The organism is Streptomyces sp. NPDC101151, assembly GCF_044768335.1.
GTDB lineage: Bacteria > Actinomycetota > Actinomycetes > Streptomycetales > Streptomycetaceae > Streptomyces.
This window is the reverse complement of the sequence record NZ_JBIWPP010000003.1, coordinates 338,013-356,976: the sequence shown is the minus strand read 5'-3', so window position 1 is coordinate 356,976 and position 18,964 is coordinate 338,013. Positions and strand designations below refer to the sequence as shown.

13 protein-coding genes and 1 pseudogene are annotated in these 18,964 nt (G+C 72.6%); 7 read left to right on the top strand and 7 right to left on the bottom strand.

Annotation, left to right across the window (positions count from 1 at the left end; all coding sequences use genetic code 11):
* The first annotated feature begins 10 nt into the window (after positions 1 to 10).
* On the top strand, positions 11 to 775 hold the full coding sequence (locus ACIRU3_RS07420) for a crotonase/enoyl-CoA hydratase family protein (protein ID WP_404052663.1): 765 nt from the start codon (positions 11 to 13) through the stop codon (positions 773 to 775).
* Between the two features lie 298 nt (positions 776 to 1,073).
* Here the strand turns inward: ACIRU3_RS07420 and ACIRU3_RS07415 are convergent.
* From ACIRU3_RS07415 to ACIRU3_RS07405, 3 genes and pseudogenes are all read right to left on the bottom strand, one after another.
* Positions 1,074 to 2,105, bottom strand: a pseudogene (locus ACIRU3_RS07415) (NAD(P)/FAD-dependent oxidoreductase); the annotation flags it as partial.
* Positions 2,102 to 3,505 (bottom strand): FAD-dependent oxidoreductase, encoded by a 1,404-nt coding sequence (locus tag ACIRU3_RS07410; protein WP_404052660.1) that lies wholly within the window; start codon positions 3,503 to 3,505, stop codon positions 2,102 to 2,104. The gene ACIRU3_RS07410 and the pseudogene ACIRU3_RS07415, both read right to left, overlap by 4 nt.
* On the bottom strand, positions 3,502 to 4,932 hold the full coding sequence (locus ACIRU3_RS07405; protein WP_404052657.1) for an FGGY family carbohydrate kinase: 1,431 nt from the start codon (positions 4,930 to 4,932) through the stop codon (positions 3,502 to 3,504). The genes ACIRU3_RS07410 and ACIRU3_RS07405 overlap by 4 nt, the downstream gene beginning before the upstream one ends.
* Positions 4,933 to 5,195: 263 nt before the next feature.
* Here ACIRU3_RS07405 and ACIRU3_RS07400 point away from each other — a divergent pair, with 263 nt between their 5' ends.
* The 4 genes from ACIRU3_RS07400 to ACIRU3_RS07385 all read left to right on the top strand — a co-directional run bounded on the left by ACIRU3_RS07400 (position 5,196) and on the right by ACIRU3_RS07385 (position 10,910).
* Positions 5,196 to 6,197 (top strand): hypothetical protein, encoded by a 1,002-nt coding sequence (locus tag ACIRU3_RS07400; RefSeq protein WP_404052654.1) that lies wholly within the window; start codon positions 5,196 to 5,198, stop codon positions 6,195 to 6,197.
* Positions 6,198 to 6,223: 26 nt separating this feature from the next.
* Entirely contained in the window at positions 6,224 to 7,756 is a 1,533-nt protein-coding gene (locus ACIRU3_RS07395; RefSeq protein WP_404052651.1) for an amino acid permease, read from the top strand.
* 86 nt (positions 7,757 to 7,842) lie between these two features.
* A complete protein-coding gene (locus ACIRU3_RS07390) occupies positions 7,843 to 9,456 on the top strand; it encodes a phospholipase D-like domain-containing protein (RefSeq protein WP_404052648.1) in 1,614 nt (537 codons plus the stop codon).
* A 362-nt stretch (positions 9,457 to 9,818) separates the two neighbouring features.
* Complete coding sequence (locus ACIRU3_RS07385) at positions 9,819 to 10,910, top strand: mechanosensitive ion channel family protein (RefSeq protein WP_404052645.1); 1,092 nt, start codon at positions 9,819 to 9,821, stop codon at positions 10,908 to 10,910.
* 93 nt (positions 10,911 to 11,003) lie between these two features.
* Here the strand turns inward: ACIRU3_RS07385 and ACIRU3_RS07380 are convergent, their stop codons facing one another.
* The gene (locus ACIRU3_RS07380; RefSeq protein WP_404052642.1) at positions 11,004 to 12,581 is read right to left on the bottom strand and encodes a M1 family metallopeptidase; all 1,578 of its coding nucleotides are present in this window, start codon (positions 12,579 to 12,581) and stop codon (positions 11,004 to 11,006) included.
* Positions 12,582 to 12,878: 297 nt separating this feature from the next.
* On the opposite strand from ACIRU3_RS07380, the gene ACIRU3_RS07375 reads away from it, so the two are divergent.
* Both ACIRU3_RS07375 and ACIRU3_RS07370 read left to right on the top strand, forming a co-directional pair.
* The gene (locus ACIRU3_RS07375) at positions 12,879 to 15,098 is read left to right on the top strand and encodes an NADP-dependent isocitrate dehydrogenase (RefSeq protein WP_404052639.1); all 2,220 of its coding nucleotides are present in this window, start codon (positions 12,879 to 12,881) and stop codon (positions 15,096 to 15,098) included.
* Between the two features lie 270 nt (positions 15,099 to 15,368).
* Entirely contained in the window at positions 15,369 to 16,223 is an 855-nt protein-coding gene (locus ACIRU3_RS07370; protein ID WP_404052636.1) for an N-formylglutamate amidohydrolase, read from the top strand.
* Positions 16,224 to 16,389: 166 nt separating this feature from the next.
* Here ACIRU3_RS07370 and ACIRU3_RS07365 read toward each other — a convergent pair whose 3' ends face one another.
* From ACIRU3_RS07365 to ACIRU3_RS07355, 3 genes are read right to left on the bottom strand one after another with little or no spacing between them, the layout of a single operon-like run.
* Entirely contained in the window at positions 16,390 to 16,866 is a 477-nt protein-coding gene (locus ACIRU3_RS07365) for a hypothetical protein (RefSeq protein ID WP_404052633.1), read from the bottom strand.
* Positions 16,867 to 16,871: 5 nt separating this feature from the next.
* Positions 16,872 to 17,510 carry an RNA polymerase sigma factor gene (locus ACIRU3_RS07360; RefSeq protein WP_404052630.1) on the bottom strand — a complete coding sequence of 213 codons (639 nt, stop codon included), beginning with the start codon at positions 17,508 to 17,510 and terminating at the stop codon, positions 16,872 to 16,874.
* Positions 17,507 to 18,934: a S8/S53 family peptidase gene (locus tag ACIRU3_RS07355; protein ID WP_404052627.1), complete on the bottom strand. Its 1,428-nt coding sequence runs from the start codon at positions 18,932 to 18,934 to the stop codon at positions 17,507 to 17,509. Before ACIRU3_RS07355 ends, ACIRU3_RS07360 begins: the two co-directional genes overlap by 4 nt.
* Positions 18,935 to 18,964: the final 30 nt, after the last annotated feature.

Genomic DNA, 18,964 nt, shown 5'->3' with positions numbered 1-18,964 from the left:
AGTACCCGCCGTGCCGGTCCGTGTGGAGCACAAGGAGCACGTCACCACGATCGTCCTGTCCCGCCCCGAGGTCCGCAACGCGGTGGACGGCCCGACGGCCCTGGAACTCGTGGCGGCCTTCCGGGAGTTCGAGGCCGACGGGAACGCGCGGGTGGCGGTGCTCTGGGGCGAGGGCGGCACGTTCTGCGCGGGCGCCGACCTGAAGGCGATGGGCGGCGAGCGCGGCAACCGGGTCGCCGAGGAGGGCGACGGGCCCATGGGGCCGACCCGGATGCGGCTGTCCAAGCCGGTCGTCGCGGCCGTCGCGGGGCACGCCGTCGCGGGCGGCCTGGAACTGGCCCTGTGGTGCGATCTCCGGGTCGCCGAGGAGGACGCCGTGTTCGGGGTGTTCTGCCGCCGCTGGGGCGTACCGCTGATCGACGGCGGCACGGTACGGCTGCCCCGGCTGATCGGCACCAGCCGGGCCATGGACATGGTCCTGACCGGCCGCCCGGTCCCGGCCCGCGAGGCCTACGACATCGGCCTCGCCAACCGTCTCGTCCCCACCGGCCGCGCCCGCGCCGAGGCCGAGGAGCTGGCGGCGGCCATCGCCCGCTTCCCGCAGGCCTGCCTGCGCGGCGACCGGGCCTCGGTGCTGGACCAGGACGGTCTGGACGAGGAGAGCGCGATGCGGGGCGAACTCCGGTACGGCATGGACGTGCTGGCGGAGGGCCTGGAGGGTGCGGCCCGGTTCGCCGGGGGTGCCGGGCGGCACGGCTCCTACACGGACCTGTGAGCCGGCCGGAGCCACTCACCTGAGCCGGTCACCGGGGCCGGCCGGATGAGATTCCGAGGCGTGTCACCCGTTTCTGCGGCCGCTGCCCCGAGACCTCGGCCTGATGTACCTCGTCAGACCTCGTCAGGGGGTCATGGCGGCCTCGACGCCTGACCGTCCCGGCATCCCGCCGGGTTGGGACGGCGAGGAGTCCGGCTCGGCGGGGGTGTCCGTGGTGGTTCCGAGGTCCGGCTCCTGGCCGGTGCCGCGGCGGCTGAAGCGCGGGACGGCCGGGGCCGCCCGATCAGGAGCCGGGCCGGGGCGGTCCCGGCCACCGCCCTCCCGCCGGCCACTCCAGAACCGCACCGCCCGCCTCTGCGCCGTCCCGGGTCGCCGCCCTGGCACGCTGCCCGGGGTGCAGTACACCGCCGGCGGCGAAGACGCCCGGACGCGAGGTGTGCGGGCTCGTGCCCAGCGTGATGCCGGCCCGGCGGGCGAGTTCGTTGTCGGGGACGAAGTCGCCGGTGAAGACGATCGTGTCGCAGGGCAGGGTGGCCGTACGGCCGTCGCGGTGGCGGACCCGGACGCCGGACAGGTGGCCGTGGCCGAGGAGTTCGGCGACCGTGGTGCGGGTGAGGAGCGGGATGCCGCGCCCGAGGCGGGCCCACTGGGCGCGGGCGCGTGCCGTGTCGGCGCGCGGGTGTTCCGTGACCTGGGCGACGACGTCGGCCCCGGCGGCACGGACGGTGCCGGCCGCCGCGTATGCGACGTCCCCGGCGCCGACGACCACCGCACGGGTGCCGATCGACTGCCCGAACAGGTGTACCGCCTGCTGGAGTTCGCCGGTGGTGTAGACGCCCGCGGGCCTGGTGCCGGGCACCAGCCGGGCCGCGCGGGGGCGTTCGCGGGAGCCGGTGGCCAGGACGACGGCTCGCGCCGCGATCGTCTCCGGCCCGCCGGGGCCGACGGCCGTGAGGACACAGGTGGCCGCTGCCGGACCGGCGGCGGTGCGCTGTGCTGCCGGACCCACGGGTTCCAGAGTGCTTCCGGCGCCCTCCGGTCCCCCGTCCGCCCAGTCCAGGACCGTCACACCGGTCCGCACGACGGCCCCCGCGCGCATGGCGCCCTCGACGAGCAGGCGGGCGTACCCGGGGCCGGTCAGCGGGTGGGTCCAGGTGCCGAAGCCGCCGTGCGCGCAGTGCCGCGGCACTCCCCCGGCCGTCGCCTCCCGCTCCAGCACCTCGACCCGCCCGGCTCCGGCGGTGGCCAGGCGCGCCGCGGCCGCGAGTCCGGCGGGACCGGCGCCGACGACGAGGACGTCGACCCGGCGTACCGTGCGTTCCCCGGTCACGTGCCCGCCTCCTCGAACAGCTGTCGCACGGCCGCCCCGCAGTAGAAGCCCTGGCAGCGGCCCGCCCGGGCCCGGGTGCGGCGGCGCAGGCCGTCCAGGGTGCGCGGCGGGATCGTACTGCCGAGGGCGTCGCGGATCTCGCCGCGGGAGACGCGTTCGCAGTGGCAGACGAGGGTGCCGTACTCCGGGTCGGCGGCGATGAGTTCGGGCCGTTGGTACGGGCGCGGGAAGGCCTCCCCGAGGGTGGGCATGCGCACGGGGTCGGGTTCCCGCGTCGGGCCGAGGTCGAGCCCGCCGTCGGCCAGCAGGGCGACGACGTGCGCGGCGACGGCCATGGACGCGGTCAGTCCGGTGGAGCGGATGCCGCCGACGGTGACGCTGGCCTGCTCGGGGTGGGCGGTGATGCGGTAGTCCTCGTGCTCGGTGGCCGCGCGCAGTCCGGCGTAGACGGCGGTGACCTCCTCCCGGAGCAGGGCGGGCAGGATGCGGCCGCCCTTCTCCCGCAGCAGGGCGAGGCCCTCGGCGGTGGAGCCGGTGGCCCGCTTGTCGTGCAGGTCCTCGGCGGTGGGGCCGAGCAGGACGTTGCCGTAGACGGTGGGGGCGACCAGGACGCCCTTGCCGAGGGCGGTCGGGACGGGGAGGAGGATGTGCCGGACCAGGGGCCGGGCGAGCTTGTCGTGGACGATGAGCTGGCCGCGGCGCGGGGTGACGGTGAAGTCGTCGTGGCCGAGGGCCCGGTCGAGGGTGTCGGCGTGCAGTCCGGCCGCGTTGACCAGGTGGCGTGTGCGCAGGGGTCCCCTGGAGGTGGTCAGGAGATGACCGTCGTCGCCCCGGCGGGCCCGGTCCACGGTGGTGTTCAGGTGCAGGTGGACGCCGGCGCGGACCGCCTGGGTGGCGTACGCCAGGGTCGTCGTCCAGGGACAGATGATGCTCTCGCCGGGCACGTGCAGCGCGCCGAGCGCGCCGGGGCCGAGGTGTGGCTCACGGGCGTACAGCTCGTCGGCGTCGAGAAGCCCGGTGTCCGGGTGGTCGTTGCGCTCGGCCTTCTCGGCCAGGCGCGGCAGGGCGGCCAGTTCTTCCTCGTCCCAGGCGACGAGCAGGGCGCCGACCCGTTCGACGGGGATGCCGGACTCGGCGGCGTAGGCGGCAAGACGCCGGGAGCCCTCGCGGACCAGCCGGGCCTCCAGGGACCCCGGGGTTGCGTCGAAACCGGTGTGCAGGATCGCGGTGTTGGCCTTGGAGGTGCCCTGGCCGACGTCGTCCCGGCCCTCGACCAGGGCGATGCGCAGACGGGGGTGACGGGCCAGTTCGCGGGCGACGGCACAGCCGACGACTCCGGCGCCGACGACCGCCACGTCGTAGGTCCGCTCGGGCAGTGGCCCCTCGGCGGTGACCGTCATGAGCCGAGCAGCGCGGCGACCGCGGTGCGGAACGCGGCCAGGCGTTCGGCTGCGCGGTCGGCCGGGATGCGGGGCTCGTACACGGCGGCGGGCTTCCAGTGGGGCAGGGCGTCTTCCACGCTCAGCGTACGGTCCGCGCCGAGCCGGGCGAGGGCGGCGGCGCCGAGCGCGGTGGCGTCGGGGAGCGCGGAGACCTCGACGGGGCGTTGCAGGAGGTCGGCCTGGGTCTGCATGAGGAGGGCGGAGCGGGTCAGACCGCCGTCGACGCGCAGCACGTCGAGCGGGGTGCCGAGATCGGCCGCGGCCGCCTCCGCCAGCTCGACGACCTGGGCCGCCAGGCCCTCGCACAGGGCGCGCACCACGTGCCCGGGTCCGGTGTCGAGGCCCAGCCCGGTCAGGGAGCCGCGCAGGTCGCCGCGCCACCAGGGGGCGGCGAGCCCGGCGAGGGCGGGGACGAAGGTGACGCCGCCGCTGTCGGGGACGGTGCCGCCGACCGGATCGAGGTCGGCGGCCGAGGAGATGACGCCGAGGTCGGTGAGCCAGCGGACGGCGGAGGCGGCCGTGTAGACCTGTCCGTCGAGGCAGTAGCCGGTGTCTCCGGCGAGCCGCCAGGCGACGCAGCTGACCAGGCCGGAGGTGCCGCGGCGGGGGGTGTCACCGGTGTGCGCGAGCAGGAACGCGCCTGTACCGTAGGTGCACTTGGCGCCGCCCGGTCCGGTGATGCGCTGGGCCAGCAGGGCGGCCTGCTGGTCGACCACGAGGCCGGTGAGCGGGATTTCGGGTCCGAACGCCCTTGTGGTGCCGATGGGCTGGGCGTTGTCGACGATCTGCGGGAGCCGTTCGTCCGCAAGCCCGTAGGCCTCCAGCGCCCGTGAGGACCATTCCGCGCGGTCGAGGTCGAGGAGCTGGGTGCGGCCGGCGGTGGCCGCGTCCGTGACGAAGGCGCCGGTGAGGCGGTGGACCAGCCAGGCGTCGGAGGTGGTGACGACGCCCTCGCGGGTGAGCCGGCGGCGGATCCAGGCCATCTTGGGTGCCGCGAAGTACGGGTCGACGGGCAGGCCGGTCAGCTGACACAACTCATCGGCTCGCCCGGCGAGTTCGGCACAGACGGTCACGGCGCGCCGGTCCTGCCAGACCAGGGCGTCGGTCAGCGGGGCGCCGGTCTCCGGGTCCCAGGCGAGAACGGTCTCTCCCTGGTTGGCCAGGCCCATGGCCACCACGCCCTCGCCCGCCTCGGCGAGGGCGCGACGGCCGGCGTCGAGCACCGAGGCGTACAGCTCGGCCGGATCCGCCTCGACGAGCCCGCCGGGCAGGTAGCGGGGCGTCACGGCGGCGAACCCGGCGCCGAGGACACCGCGTTCGGGGCAGACCACCAGGGCCTTGGTGCCGGACGTGCCCTGGTCGACGGCGAGCACCGCCCCCGTCATCGCACCCTCCCGCACCCTCGTCCGGCCGCTTCGAAGATCAGCGCGAACAGCCTGCCGCCGGGTCGCGTCCGGCGTCAAGCGCGGCCGGAATCAGATCAACTACCCGCGTAATTGGTTTAGTTGACAACAATGGCAAGGCGGAAACGACGCCCCTATAGTGGCCGCCGACCACGCAAGACCCTTCAACGACCGCCCAGGGGAGGGCTGTTGTCACTTCGTCCCGCCATCGTGCCCGTCCGCTCGCGGACCCGGGCGGGCGGCTGATGGCCAGAGAAGGAGCACGCCCCTCCTACGACCCCGCCGGTCACGACGGCGCCCTGCGCACCGCCCTCCAGGATCTGCGCACCGGGCGCTGGATGGCGATGCGCGCCCTGCTCGCCGACACCACGAGCTGGTGGCAGTGGACCCAGCGCACCCAGATCCTCGCGGCGGCGGCGGCCGGTACCGATGTCGTGCGGGCCTGGCTCGCGGAGGAGCCGCACAGCGTGCCGGCCGCGGTGATGCACGCCCGGGTCGGTGTGGAGCGGGCCCTGCGCGCGCAGCGCGAGCGGCACCGCCGTACGCACCAGTTGTGGATCGAGGCGTGGGACGCCGCGCAGTCCGCCACCCGGACCGCCCCGCAGGACCCCGTGCCCTGGGTCTGTCTGCTGGCGCTGGCCCAGCTGGATCCGGAGCAGCGCTGGGACGAGCACCGGACGCCGCCGCCCGACCCCCTGCTGCCGCCGGGCCCGTGGGGGCTGCTGGCCGAGGCCGGCCGACGCGATCCGGCCAACCGCGAGGCCCACCACCGGATGTTGCAGTTCCTGTACGCGATCGACTCCTCGGACCGGCTCGCCCAGGCCGCGCGCTACGCCCAGTGGGCCGCCACCTCGGCGCCGCCCGGCTCCGCACTGCACGTGCTGCCGCTGTACGTCCGGGTCGAACGCTACCGGCGCGCCGGCGGACACGACGCGGCACTCGACCTGCACTGGGTGGCGGAGGACGCGACCCGTGAGGGACAGCGGGCACTGCACTCCTGGTTCGGGCACGCACCGCGGGCGGAACAGTCGCTGCTGGACCTCAACCACCTGGCCCACGCCCTGTGGGGCGCCCTCCGATTCACGGACGCGGCCCGGCTGTTCGACGCGATCGGCCCGTACTTCACGCCCCCGCCCTGGATGTACCGCACCCCGGACCGCGGCCGTGCCGTGGAGGTGTTCCTGCAGGCCAGGGATCGCTGCCGCGCGGCCGCCGACGACTCCGGAACCACTCCCGACGCCCCCTGATTTCCTCACCCCCCGGAGGTCTCCGCATGCCCCCCGTCCCCGATCCGTCGCCCGCCCCCGCCCGGCCGCAGCACGACGAGGAGCAGCGTCTGCGCGAACTGGGCTACCGTCCGGTGCTGGCCCGCCGCATGGGCGGCTTCGGCAACTTCGCGATCAGCTTCTCGGTGATCTCGATCCTGTCCGGCTGCATGACCCTGTACGGCTTCGGCCTGGGTGCCGGCGGGCCCGCCGTGATGCTGTGGGGCTGGGCCGGCGTCGGCCTGTTCGTGCTGTGCGTCGGCCTGGCCCTGGCCGAGGTCACCAGCGCCTATCCGACCTCCGGCGCCCTGTACTACATGGCGGACCGCCTCGGCGGCCGGCGCTGGGGCTGGTACACGGGCTGGCTGAATCTGCTCGGTCTGCTCGGCGCGATCGCCGGCATCGACTACGGCGCCGCCCTGTTCACCGGCGCCTTCGCCAACCTCCGGTGGGGCTTCGAGCCGACCCCCGGCAGGACCATGCTGATCTTCTGCGCCATCCTGCTGCTGCACGCCGTGCTCAACCTGTTCGGCGTCCGCCTGGTCAGCCTGCTCAACTCGGTCAGCGTGTGGTGGCACCTGGCGGGTGTCGCACTGATCGTGGGGGCGCTGGCGATCGTCCCGGACCACCACCAGTCGCCGTCCTTCGTGTTCACGAAGTTCGTCAACGAGACCGGCTGGTCGAGCCCGCTCTACGTGGCGGCGATCGGCCTGCTGCTCGCCCAGTACACCTTCTCCGGCTACGACGCCTCCGCCCACCTCTCCGAGGAGACCTCCAACGCCTCGGTGTCCGCGGCGCGCGGCATCGTACGGTCCATCTGGGTGTCCTGGATCGCCGGCTTCGTGCTCCTGGCCGGCCTGACCTTCGCCATCCAGGACTACGACGCGACGCGCGCCACCGACACCGGCGTGCCGCCCGCGCAGATCCTGCTCGACGGCCTCGGCACCGACGGGGCGAGCGCGCTGCTGCTCGTCGTGATCGTCGCCCAGCTGTTCTGCGGGAACGCCGAGGTGGCCGCGGCCAGTCGCATGGTGTTCGCGTTCAGCCGGGACGGCGCCCTGCCCGGCTCACACCTGTGGCGCAAGGTCAGCAGCCGCACCCAGACTCCGGTCGCCGCCGTGTGGCTGTCGGTGATCGTGGCCGGCGTCCTCGCCCTGCCCTCCCTGTACTCGGCGACGGCGTACGGCGCGGTCACCGCCATCAACGTCATCGGCATCACCCCGGCCTACGCCATCCCCGTCCTGCTGCGGCTGCGCGCGGGCGACCGGTTCCGGCCGGGTCCCTGGAACCTGGGCCGGTGGAGCAGACCGGTCGGCTGGATCGCGGTGGTCTGGGTGGCCTGTGTGACGGTCCTGTTCTGTCTGCCCCAGTCCTCGCCGGTCACCGTCGACACGATGAACTACGCGGCCGTGGCCCTCGCCATCGTCCTGGTCCTGGCCAGCATCTGGTGGTACGTCGCCCGCCGTTCGTACGGCACGCCCACCACCGCCGCCTACGGCAGCGACCGTGACCAGGCCGAACTCGCGGAGGGCATCGTCTGAGCAGTGCGCCCGCCCCCGGCAGGCTCCGTGAGGCCCGTACCTCCCCGGCCGGGGGCGACGCACCTACCGCCTGGTAACTTCTGCGGATGATCTTTCCCCTCCGCTTAGGCCGTCCGGCGCGCGCCGCACTCATATGCGCCCTGACCCTGGCCGTGCTGCCCGCCGTACCCGCCACCGCCGCCGATTCGGCGACCCCGCATCTCGACGCCGTGGAGCGCACCTTGCGCGAGGTCTCGCCGGGACTCGAAGGGGACGTGTGGGAACGGACGGGCGGCAACCGGCTCGACTCCTCGGCCGGCGACCCGGCCGGCTGGCTGCTCCAGACTCCCGGCTGCTGGGGCGACGCCGACTGCAAGGACCGCGCGGGCACCGAGCGGCTGCTGGCCAAGATGACCGAGAACATCTCCCGGGCGACCCGGACCGTCGACATCTCCAGCCTGGCGCCCTTCCCGGACGGCGCCTTCCAGGACGCCGTCGTCGCGGGCCTGAAGTCCTCCGTGGCCTCGGGCCACAAGCTCAAGGTCCGGGTCCTCGTCGGGGCCGCGCCCGTCTACCACATGACCGTACTGCCCTCGAAGTACCGGGACGACCTGCTCGGCAGGCTCGGCCCGGCGGCCGATGCCGTCACGCTCGACGTCGCCTCGATGACCACCTCGAAGACCGCCTTCTCGTGGAACCACTCCAAGCTCCTGGTCGTCGACGGGGAGTCCGCGGTCACCGGCGGCATCAACGACTGGAAGGGCGACTACCTCGACACCGCCCACCCGGTCACCGACGTCGACCTCGCCCTGACCGGCCCCGCCGCCGGCACGGCCGGCCGGTACCTGGACCGGCTGTGGACCTGGACCTGCCGCAAGAAGAACAACATTGCCGACGTCTGGTACGCCGCCTCGGGCGGAGCGGACTGCATGGCCACGATGGAGCAGGACACGAACCCCCGCGCCGTCCCGGCCACCGGCGACGTACCGGTGATCGCCGTCGGCGGGCTCGGCGTGGGCATCGAGGACGCCGATCCCGCCTCCGCGTGGCGTCCGTCCCTGCCGGACACCTCCGGCACCCGGTGCGTGATCGGACTGCACGACAACACCAACGGGGACCGTGCCTACGACACGGTCAACCCCGAGGAGAGCGCCCTGCGTTCACTGATCTCCAGCGCGAGCAGCCACATCGAGATCTCGCAGCAGGACCTCAACGCGACCTGCCCGCCGCTGCCCCGCTACGACACCCGCGTCTACGACGCCCTCGCCGCGAAGCTCGCCGCCGGCGTCAAGGTACGGATCGTCGTCAGCGACCCCGCCAACCGCGGCGCCGTCGGCAGCGGAGGCTACTCCCAGATCAAGTCCCTCTCCGAGATCAGCGACGTACTGCGCAGCCGGCTCGCCCGGGTCACCGGCGACGAGCGCAGCGCCACGGCGGCGCTCTGCTCCAACCTGCAGCTCGCGACCTTCCGCAGCTCCCCGAGCGCGACATGGGCCGACGGACACCCCTACGCCCAGCACCACAAGCTGGTCTCGGTCGACGGCTCCGCGTTCTACCTCGGCTCGAAGAACCTCTACCCGGCATGGCTGCAGGACTTCGGATACATCGTGGAGAGCCCCGGCGCCGCCCGGCAGCTCGACGCACAGCTGCTGAGCCCGCAGTGGGCGTACTCCAAGGAGACCGCCACGGTCGACTACGAGCGGGGGCTCTGCCACATCTGAAGTCCCGCCGTCCGCAAGGGAGTCCATGAACGGACCGTGCGCCCCCGGTCAGCGGCCGCCCCCTGGCTTGACCACCAGCCTGCCTGCCGAGGGCGGCTGACGGACACAGGGCCAGGGCGACGGTGACCGGGATCGGGAGGCCACGGTGAGGTGCGCCGGGCCGGCGGCCTCCACGGACCTGACCGGCGGTCGTCGTCCATGGTGCGAACCGGTGTGCCGGATACGGCAGGATGAACGATCGTGCCGACCGCCGGCGACCGGGCGGGCAGCACGATCGCACATTCCGAACATCGAGCAGGTGACAACGTGACGAGACTTCACATCAGGCTCTCCGCAGCAGCTTTGCGCCCCGGGGGTGACCGGTGAACCGCGCGCTGACCCTGCACGACCTCGTCCTGGCCGGCATCGCCCTGGCCTCGGGCCTGCTGCTGGCCTTCCTGTCCCGCATGCTGCTGCGCTGGCTGGCCAAGCACGCCAAGCGGACTCGCTGGAGCGGTGACGACGTCATCGTGGACACGCTGCGCTCCGTCGTGCCGTGGGCGGTGATCGCGGGCGCCGCGGCCGCGGCCGCGGCGGTGCTGCCGCTGACCCGAACCTTCCAGCACCATGTCAACCAGATCCTCCAGGTGTGGCTGATCTTCGTGGTGACCCTGTCCGCGGCCCGGGTGGTCGCGGGCCTGGTCCGCTCGGTCACCCAGTCCCGCTCGGGCGTGGCGGGCTCGGCGACCATCTTCGTGAACATCACCCGGGTACTGGTCCTGGCCATCGGTTTCCTGGTGGTGCTGCAGACACTCGGCGTCTCCATAGCGCCCCTGCTCACCGCCCTGGGCGTCGGTGGTCTCGCGGTCGCGCTGGCCCTGCAGGACACCCTCGCCAACCTCTTCGCGGGCATCCACATCCTCGCCTCCAAGACCGTCCAGCCGGGCGACTACATCCGGCTGAGCAGCGGCGAGGAGGGGTACGTCGTGGACATCAACTGGCGCCAGACGACGGTCCGCCAGCTGTCCAACAACCTGGTGGTCATCCCCAACGGCGAGCTGGCGAAGACCAACATGACCAACTTCACCCGTCCCGAGCAGCAGCTGACGATCCTGGTGCAGGTGGGCGTGAGCTACGACAGCGACCTGGACCATGTCGAGCGGGTCACGTCCGAGGTCATCGCCGAGACCATGACCGGGATCACCGGCGCCGTCCCGGACCACGAGCCCGCCATCCGCTTCCACACCTTCGGGGACTCGCGCATCGGCTTCACGGTGATCCTCGGCGTCGGCGAGTTCAGCGACCAGTACCGCATCAAGCACGAGTTCATCAAGCGCCTGCACCGCCGCTACCGCGAGGAGGGCATCCGCATCCCGGCACCCACCAGGACGGTCGCGCTGCAGCAGGGCGCGGTCGTGATTCCGCAGCAGCGCAGCGCGGAGGATGTCCCCTCGGGTTCCGCCGTGACCGACTAGAGCCGGTGCGGTCCGGTCCGTCGGTCGGCTCTGCGGGATTCCCGGCCCGAGGTGGCGGGCGGAACCGGGCCCGGCTCCGCCCGCCACGGCCGATCAGAGCGTGGCCGAGTTCTCGTGCCAGTGGCCACCGCGCCGGCTGTGCGGTGCGGCGAAGGACGAGGCGACCGGGGTGACCGTCCAGTCGGGGTGGCCGGGCATCCGCGGGGTCTTGGTGCCGTACAGCCAGTCGTTCAGGAAGCCGGACAGGTCCTGGCCGGAGACCTCCGAGGCGACGGCGATGTAGTCGACCGTGGCGGCGGAGGAGTTGCGGAACCGCTCCAGGAACTTGCGCTCGATGGCACTGAAGGTGCTCTCGCCGACCAGCTGCCGCAGCGCGTACAGGACCAGCACGCCGCCCAGGTAACGCTGGCTGTCGAAGAGGTTGGTCTCGTTGGGGGCGGCGACCGGGCCCGAGTCGTGGCGCCACTGGTCGCCACGCGCGTACGTGTCCTTCATACGGGCTTCCATCGTGGTCAGGCCGAGGGAGTCGGTCCAGCCGCGCTCGTAGCGGTACAGCAGCCCGTAGAAGTCGGCGTGGCCCTCGTTCAGCCACAGGTCGGCCCAGGTGGCGGGGCTGACCAGGTTGCCGAAGTAGGAGTGGACCAGCTCGTGCATCATGTGCGAGCCGATGCTCTTCTCCGCCTGGAGCAGGAAGTTCGGCTTGTACAGGGTGAGGGTCTGGGTCTCCAGACCGGTGAAGTCGAAGGCGTTCGCGTCGTCCGAGTTGCACGGCAGCAGGCCGTAGGTCTCGAAGGGGAACGCGCCCAGACGGCTCTCCACCCAGGTCACCAGGCCGGGGGTGAGGGACAGGGCGGGCTCGAGGGCGGCGGCCCGTGCCTGGGGGACGACGTCGCGCAGCGGCAGTCCGTGCGGGCCCTGCCGGTCCTTGATCACGTAGTCGCCGACGGTGATCTGGACCAGCTCCGTGGCGATCGGCGAGGCCGAGACGTACGAGTACGCCGTCCGGCCGCCGGTCAGCGTCTCGGTACCGGTGAGCGTGCCGTTGGCCACCCCGCGCAGCCCGCTGGGCACGGTGATGCGGAAGCTGAAGTCCGCCTTGTCGGAGGGGTGGTCGTTGCACGGGAAGACGGTGTGCGCGGAGTTCGGCTGCGGGCAGACGGCGAACCCGTCCGGCGTGGGTACCCACGCGGTGTGCGCGAGGGTGCGCCGCGGGTCGGCGGCGTACTCGACGCGGACCGTGGCCGCGCAGTCCTCCGCGAGTGCCGTGGCCGGCGTGATCCGCAGCTTCTCGCCCGCCTGGGCGAAGGTGGCGGTGACGCCGGCGACGCGCACGGAACGTATGTCCAGGCCGAGGGCGTCCAGCGAGAAACGGGTCAGCGGCCGGTCGGTGCGGATCTTCAGGGTGGCGATCGCGTCGACCTTCTTGGCCGTGGCGTCGTACGTGAAGTCCAGGGCGTAGGACGAGACGCGGTAGCCCTTGTTGCCGAGGGAGGGGAAGACGGGGTCGCCGAGGGTCTCGGGGCCGGGACCCGCCGCGGCCGTGCGCTTGGCGGCACGGCCGCCCTTCCCCGTCACGGAGGGCGCCGCCTGGGCCGGCGAGCCCGCCGCCAGTGCCGCCGCCGTGCCTATCAGAGCGGCCGCCGGGGCCGTCACTCTGCTGCGATATCTCATGGTCCGCTTTCGCTCGGGCGGCCGGGTGGTCAGGTCCGGCCGTCGGTCAGTGGGCGATCTGGTGATCATCAACCACTTGTCATGACCACCTGGACCCGGCAACGGTTGCAGGGAGAACAGAATCCGCGCGCACGAGAAGGGGAGCGAGCCGCTCCGGGCGCGGGCCGGGCCGGTCCCCGTCCCGGGGGCCCGGAGTCCGACGCCGGGACATTCCGATTCCGGACCCCTGTCGAGCCGGGCTCACTCACGAGATATCTTGATGTCGAGCAATGTTGCAGACGTGGAGCGGAGCACCCGGTGACTGACTCGACCATCATTTACACCTACACAGACGAGGCCCCGGCCCTGGCGACGCATTCGTTCCTGCCGGTGATCCAGGCGTACGCCTCGCAGGCCGGTGTGCCCGTGGCGACCCGCGACATCTCGCTGGCCGGGCGCATCATCGCCGTCTTCCCGGAGTACCTGAACGAGGACCAGCGCATCCCCGACGCGCTGTCCGAGCTGGGCGAGCTGGCCAAGACCCCCGAGGCCAACATCATCAAGCTGCCCAACATCTCGGCGTCCATCCCGCAGCTGAAGGCCGCCGTCGCCGAGCTGCAGGGCAAGGGCTACGCGCTGCCGGACTACCCGGACGACCCGAAGACCGACGAGGAGCGCGAGATCCGCGCCCGCTACGACAAGATCAAGGGCTCCGCCGTCAACCCGGTGCTGCGTGAGGGCAACTCCGACCGCCGCGCCCCGGCCTCGGTCAAGAACTACGCCAAGACCCACCCGCACCGCATGGGCGCCTGGAGCTCCGACTCCAAGACCGACGTGGCGACCATGGGCGTGGACGACTTCCGCTCCACCGAGAAGTCCGCCGTGATCTCCGAGGCCGGTGCGCTGCGCATCGAGCTGAAGGGCGACGACGGCTCGACCACCGTCCTGCGGGAGTCGGTACCGGTCCTTCAGGGGGAGGTCGTCGACGCCTCCGTGATGCGCGTCGCGGCGCTGCGCGAGTTCCTCACCGCTCAGGTCGCCCGCGCCAAGGAGGAGGGCGTCCTCTTCTCCGTGCACCTCAAGGCCACGATGATGAAGGTCTCCGACCCGATCGTCTTCGGTCACGTGGTGCGCGCCTTCTTCCCGAAGACCTTCGCGAAGTACGGCGAGACGTTCGCCTCCGCCGGCCTGACCCCGAACGACGGTCTGGGCGGCATCCTCAAGGGCATCGAGGCCCTGCCGGAGGGCGCCGAGATCAAGGCCTCCTTCGACGCCGAGCTGGCCGAGGGCCCGGCGCTGGCGATGGTCGACTCCGACAAGGGCATCACCAACCTGCACGTGCCGTCCGACGTGATCGTCGACGCCTCGATGCCGGCCATGATCCGTACCTCCGGTCACATGTGGGGCCCGGACGGCCAGGAGGCCGACACCCTCGCGGTGCTGCCGGACTCCTCCTACTCCGGCGTCTACCAGGCCGTGATCGAGGACTGCCGCGCCAACGGCGCCTACGACCCGTCGACCATGGGATCCGTCCCGAACGTCGGCCTCATGGCGCAGAAGGCCGAGGAGTACGGCTCCCACGACAAGACCTTCGAGATCCCGACCACGGGCACCGTCCGCCTGGTCGACCAGGACGGCAACGTCGTCCTGGAGCAGACGGTCTCCGCCGGCGACATCTTCCGCGCCTGCCAGACCAAGGACGCGCCGATCAAGGACTGGGTGAAGCTCGCCGTCACCCGCGCCCGCGCCACCGGCGACCCGGCCGTGTTCTGGCTGGACGCCGGCCGCGCCCACGACGCCAACCTGATCGCCAAGGTCGAGCAGTACCTGGCGGAGCACGACACCGAGGGCCTGGACATCCGCGTCCTTCCCCCGGTCGAGGCCACGAAGCTCTCCGTGGAGCGCATCCGCCGCGGCGAGAACACGATCTCCGTGACGGGCAACGTCCTCCGTGACTACCTGACCGACCTGTTCCCGATCCTGGAGCTGGGCACCAGCGCCAAGATGCTGTCGGTCGTCCCGCTGATGGCGGGCGGCGGCCTGTTCGAGACGGGCGCCGGCGGCTCCGCGCCGAAGCACGTCCAGCAGCTGGTCAAGGAGAACTACCTGCGCTGGGACTCGCTCGGCGAGTTCTTCGCGCTCGTCCCCTCCTTCGAGCAGTACGCGACGGCCACCGGCAACGCCCGCGCCAAGGTCCTCGCCGACACCCTCGACCGCGCCACGGCGACCTTCCTCAACGAGGACAAGTCCCCGACCCGTCGCGTCGGCGGCATCGACAACCGCGGCAGCCACTTCTACCTGTCCCTCTACTGGGCGCAGGAGCTGGCCGGGCAGACCGACGACGCCGGCCTGGCGAAGGCCTTCGCCCCGTTCGCCGAGACCCTCGCGGCGAACGAGCAGAAGATCGTCGACGAGCTGAACGCCGTCCAGGGCTCCCCGGCCGACATCGGCGGCTACTACCAGCCGGAGAAGGCCAAGGCGGACGCGGTGATGCGCCCGTCGGCGACCTGGAACGAGGCGCTCGCGTCCCTGAGCTGACGCGGACGGCCTGATGGCCTGAGAGTCCCTGAAGTCTCCGCCCCGGTCGGCACTGCCCGGCCGGGGCGGAGCTGTGTGCAGGTCGCGCTTCCGGCCCGCTCACCAGAGCCCTCGGGACAAGGGCGCCGCTCGGCCGACCGCTCACCACGCCCGGGTCTCGACCTGCTCCTCGGTGTCCGCGTCCTCGGATGCTCCCGCCCGCCCTCGTTCGGTGCCGGTGTGACACCTTGATCCTCCAGCACGCCACCGACAACGCCCCTGGAGCAGCCCGTGACCGAGCCCGCCCCCTCGTTCGAACTCCTCCCCGGTGCCGCCGAGTCGCCCGTGCTGCTGCATGTGCCCCATTCCGCGCGGGCGGTACCGGACGACGTACGCAAGGGGATCCTGCTGGACGACGCGGCGCTTGAGCGGGAGCTGGACCACATCACCGACTCCCACACCGAGCGGATCGCCGGGCGGGCGGCCGGGCGGGCCGGACTCACCCCCTGGCGGTTCGTCAACCGGCTGTCGCGGCTGGTCGTGGATCCGGAGCGGTTCCCGGACGAGCGCGAGGAGATGCTCGCGGTGGGGATGGGGGCCGTGTACACGCGGACCACGCACCGGGACGCGCTGCGGGCCGCGGACACCGACCCCGGGCCGCTGGTCGAGCGGTACTTCCGGCCGTACGCCCGGGCGATGACCGAGGCGGTCGCGGGGCGGCTCGCCGCGACCGGGCGGGCCGTCGTGATCGACGTGCACTCCTACCCCAGCGAGCCGTTGCCGTACGAGCTGCACGGGGCGGGCCCGCGTCCGCCCGTGTGCCTCGGCACGGATCCCTTCCACACGCCGCCGGAGCTGAGGGAGGCCGCGCGGGAGGCGTTCGCGGGCTGCGGGGAGACAGGGCTGGACAGTCCGTTCAGCGGGACCTATGTGCCGCTGGAGTACTACGGGCGGGACCGGCGGGTGAGCGCGCTGATGGTGGAGATCCGGCGGGACACGTACATGGCCGAGCCGGGCGGGCCTGCCGGGCCGGGTCTTGACCGGCTCGCCGCCGCGCTGGCCGCGCTCGTGGACGCCGTGCAGGTCTCCGGCGGGAGCACTCCGGCAGGACAGCGGCCGGGGCGCGTACGAGGGCGGTGGGCATGATGAACGAGACCAGCACCCTCACCGGAGAGGCTCAACCGCCGGTGCCGGTGGTCGGCATCACCGAGGAGACCGGCACACCCGGCGGACAGGCTCCGCCGTCCGCGCCGGTGGTCGGCATCAGGGAGACCAGCACCCTCACCGGGCAGGATCCCCCGCACCCCTGCCCTCACGCCCGCAGCCACTCCGTGACGATCACCTCACCGCCGGTCCGCAGCCGCAGCGCGAACGGACCGGCGGGTGACTGCTCGCTCGTGAAGCGGCCCAGGGTGTCGACCGTGACGGGCCGGGCCGTCTGCGGGCCGCCCAGCACCTCGATTCGCGCCGACTGCGGCGGCAGCACCTGCCCGATCAGCCCTTCGCCGGTGACCTCGACGTCGACGGTCAGCTCACCCGCACGGAAGGTCAGCATCCGCGGGGAGTCCGGCACTCCCCTGACCGGCAGCGCGTCCACGAGCGAGTCGAAGGTCAGCTCGGCGATGCGGGCGTCCAGATCGTGCAACGCATAGGCCTCGAGCGCCAGTTGACGCAGCTCGACCGGGACGGGGTCCAGCACGGCGGCCGCCTGGCGCAGCTCCTCCTCCAGCAGATCGCCGTCGAACTCACCGTCGTCGAAGCCCACTTCGGGCATGTCGTTCCCGTTCATCGCGCTCACACCGCCCCCCGTGCGTCCAACCGGGCCCGCAGCCGGCGCAGACAGCGCTGGCGCAGGGGTCCGATACTGCCGACCGCGATACCGAGCGCGGCCGACACCTCCAGATAGCTGGGCGGAGGCGAGGCGATGAGGACGCGGAGCAGTTGCCTGCACCGCTCCCCGAGCGCCTCGAACTCCTGCCACAGCCTGCGGATCCGTTCGGCCTGGTCCGCCTCTTCCTCGGCGTCGATCAGCGACTGCTCCGGTGTGCGCTCGTCGCTGGCCCGGTCGAGCACCTGCGGGTCGTCCGTCAGCGTCAGCCGGGTCAGTCCTTTGAGCACCTTCAGGCACTCGTGCCGGGCGGTACTGGCGAGCCAGGCACCGGCCTTGTCGGGCTCCCTGATCCGGCCCAGGTGCTGGGCGAAACGGAACCACACGGTCTGGTAGACCTCGTGCCCGTCGGCGTCCGAGAGCCGGTGTGCGCGCACGACCGACCACACCAGCGGACTCATCCCTTCCACCAGCGCCTTCCAGGCCGCGGCGTCGCCGTCGACGGCGGACCTGACCAGCGCGCCGACCTCTGTACGGTCCACGGCTCCACCCCTCGTGTACGGCACGTCATCGTACGCCGTGGAGCGGAGGGTTCCGGCCCTCATGCGGGCCGAGCCGGGATCGCGACGGAAACCGGGCGCCAGGACGGCGGCCGGAGCACCGGGACGTGCGCCCCGCGCACCTCGGCGGATTCCGTGCTGGAGGCGAGCAGTTGGGTGCGCGCCGCGCGCGGGTCGCGCTCCTTGTGCGCCGTCATGTGGGCGGCGACGAGCGCGGCGACGGCCGGTGTGGCGAAGGAGGTACCGCTCCACTGCGCGAATCCGTCGAACATCACCTGGTCGGGCTTGGACGCCGTGCTCTCGCGGGCCTCGCTCAGCACACCCGTGTGGCGGGGGTACTGGCAGGTGCAGGCGTAGCCGGAGCCGAACCGGCAGGCGTCGTAGGTGGAGTGCTGGTAGACGTACGGCACGGGCGTGCCGAAGCCGGTGAGGGCGCTGGTCAGCCGCTCGCCCGGGGCGTAGACGCGTACCCAGGGGCCGTGGTTGCTGAAGCAGGCGGCGGACTCGCCGTCCCCGCGCAGCGCGCCGACCGAGAGCACACTGTCCTCGTACTCCGGCAGGGAGGCGTAGGCGGCCGGCCAGAACGGGGTGTCGCTGCCGTTGTTGCCCGCCGCTGCCACCAACAGCGTGCGCTGCTCGCGCAGTTCACGCATGAACGCCTCCAGTCCGATCAGGCTCTCGCCGGAGCCGGTGGAGGTGCCCGCGGAGAGGCTGATGATGTCGGGCCAGCCGGCCCGGTCCACGGCTTCGAAGAGTTTCGCGCCGAACTCCGACTCCAGCATGGCGCCGACGTCGCTGAGCGTGCCCCGCACGGTGACGTCGGTGTTGGGCGCGACGGCCGCCACGATCCCGGCGATGAACGTGCCGTGGCCCACGTACTGGTGGAGCATTCCTTCGGCGTCGGTCTCGCTCACCTGGGGGTCGCCGACGGTGTGGGCGAGCAGCGGGTAGGAGCGGTAGTCGTGCATCAGGCCGGTGTCGATGACGAGGACGCCGACGGCGGTGTCCGGGTCGTGGAGGCCCTCCTGCGCGGCCGGGTTGGGCGGCTCGCTGCGCGGCGCGGGTACGGGTTCGTCGCCGGGGCAGGCGTTGACCGGGGCGATGTGGATCACGTGGTTGCGCCTGACCATCCGGCGGCCCTGGCGTCCCTCCGCCTCCCGCAGGGCGCGCAGGGCGTGCGGGACGACGTCGTCTCCCTGGGCGGGGTCGCCGACCTGGATGCGGGTGACGCCGGTGCGGTTGGTCTCCGGGCCCGCCCGCCGCACATGGTCGGGCACCAGGCCCTGGGTGTCGGTGAAGTGGGTGCGTACGGCGTCCTCGACCACGCGGGCCTCCTCCCCGTCGCGGGCGAGGACGACGCCCTTCTCGTAGAGGAAGTGGGCGTCGTCGTCCGGCCCCATGGCCAGGGCGATGTCGGGCATCGCGCGCTGGATGTGGCCGAACTGCTCGTGGAATCGCTGAGGTGCCATGGTGAGTCCTCCCCCTGAGACGGTCTCCGA

Coding starts and splice junctions, on each gene's coding strand:
- ACIRU3_RS07410 (WP_404052660.1), bottom strand. CDS start 3,505: ATGACGGTCACCGCCGAGGGGCCACTGCCCGAGCGGACCTACGACGTG.
- ACIRU3_RS07405 (WP_404052657.1), bottom strand. CDS start 4,932: ATGACGGGGGCGGTGCTCGCCGTCGACCAGGGCACGTCCGGCACCAAG.
- ACIRU3_RS07400 (WP_404052654.1), top strand. CDS start 5,196: ATGGCCAGAGAAGGAGCACGCCCCTCCTACGACCCCGCCGGTCACGAC.
- ACIRU3_RS07395 (WP_404052651.1), top strand. CDS start 6,224: ATGCCCCCCGTCCCCGATCCGTCGCCCGCCCCCGCCCGGCCGCAGCAC.
- ACIRU3_RS07390 (WP_404052648.1), top strand. CDS start 7,843: ATGATCTTTCCCCTCCGCTTAGGCCGTCCGGCGCGCGCCGCACTCATA.
- ACIRU3_RS07380 (WP_404052642.1), bottom strand. CDS start 12,581: ATGAGATATCGCAGCAGAGTGACGGCCCCGGCGGCCGCTCTGATAGGC.
- ACIRU3_RS07365 (WP_404052633.1), bottom strand. CDS start 16,866: ATGAACGGGAACGACATGCCCGAAGTGGGCTTCGACGACGGTGAGTTC.
- ACIRU3_RS07360 (WP_404052630.1), bottom strand. CDS start 17,510: ATGAGGGCCGGAACCCTCCGCTCCACGGCGTACGATGACGTGCCGTAC.
- ACIRU3_RS07355 (WP_404052627.1), bottom strand. CDS start 18,934: ATGGCACCTCAGCGATTCCACGAGCAGTTCGGCCACATCCAGCGCGCG.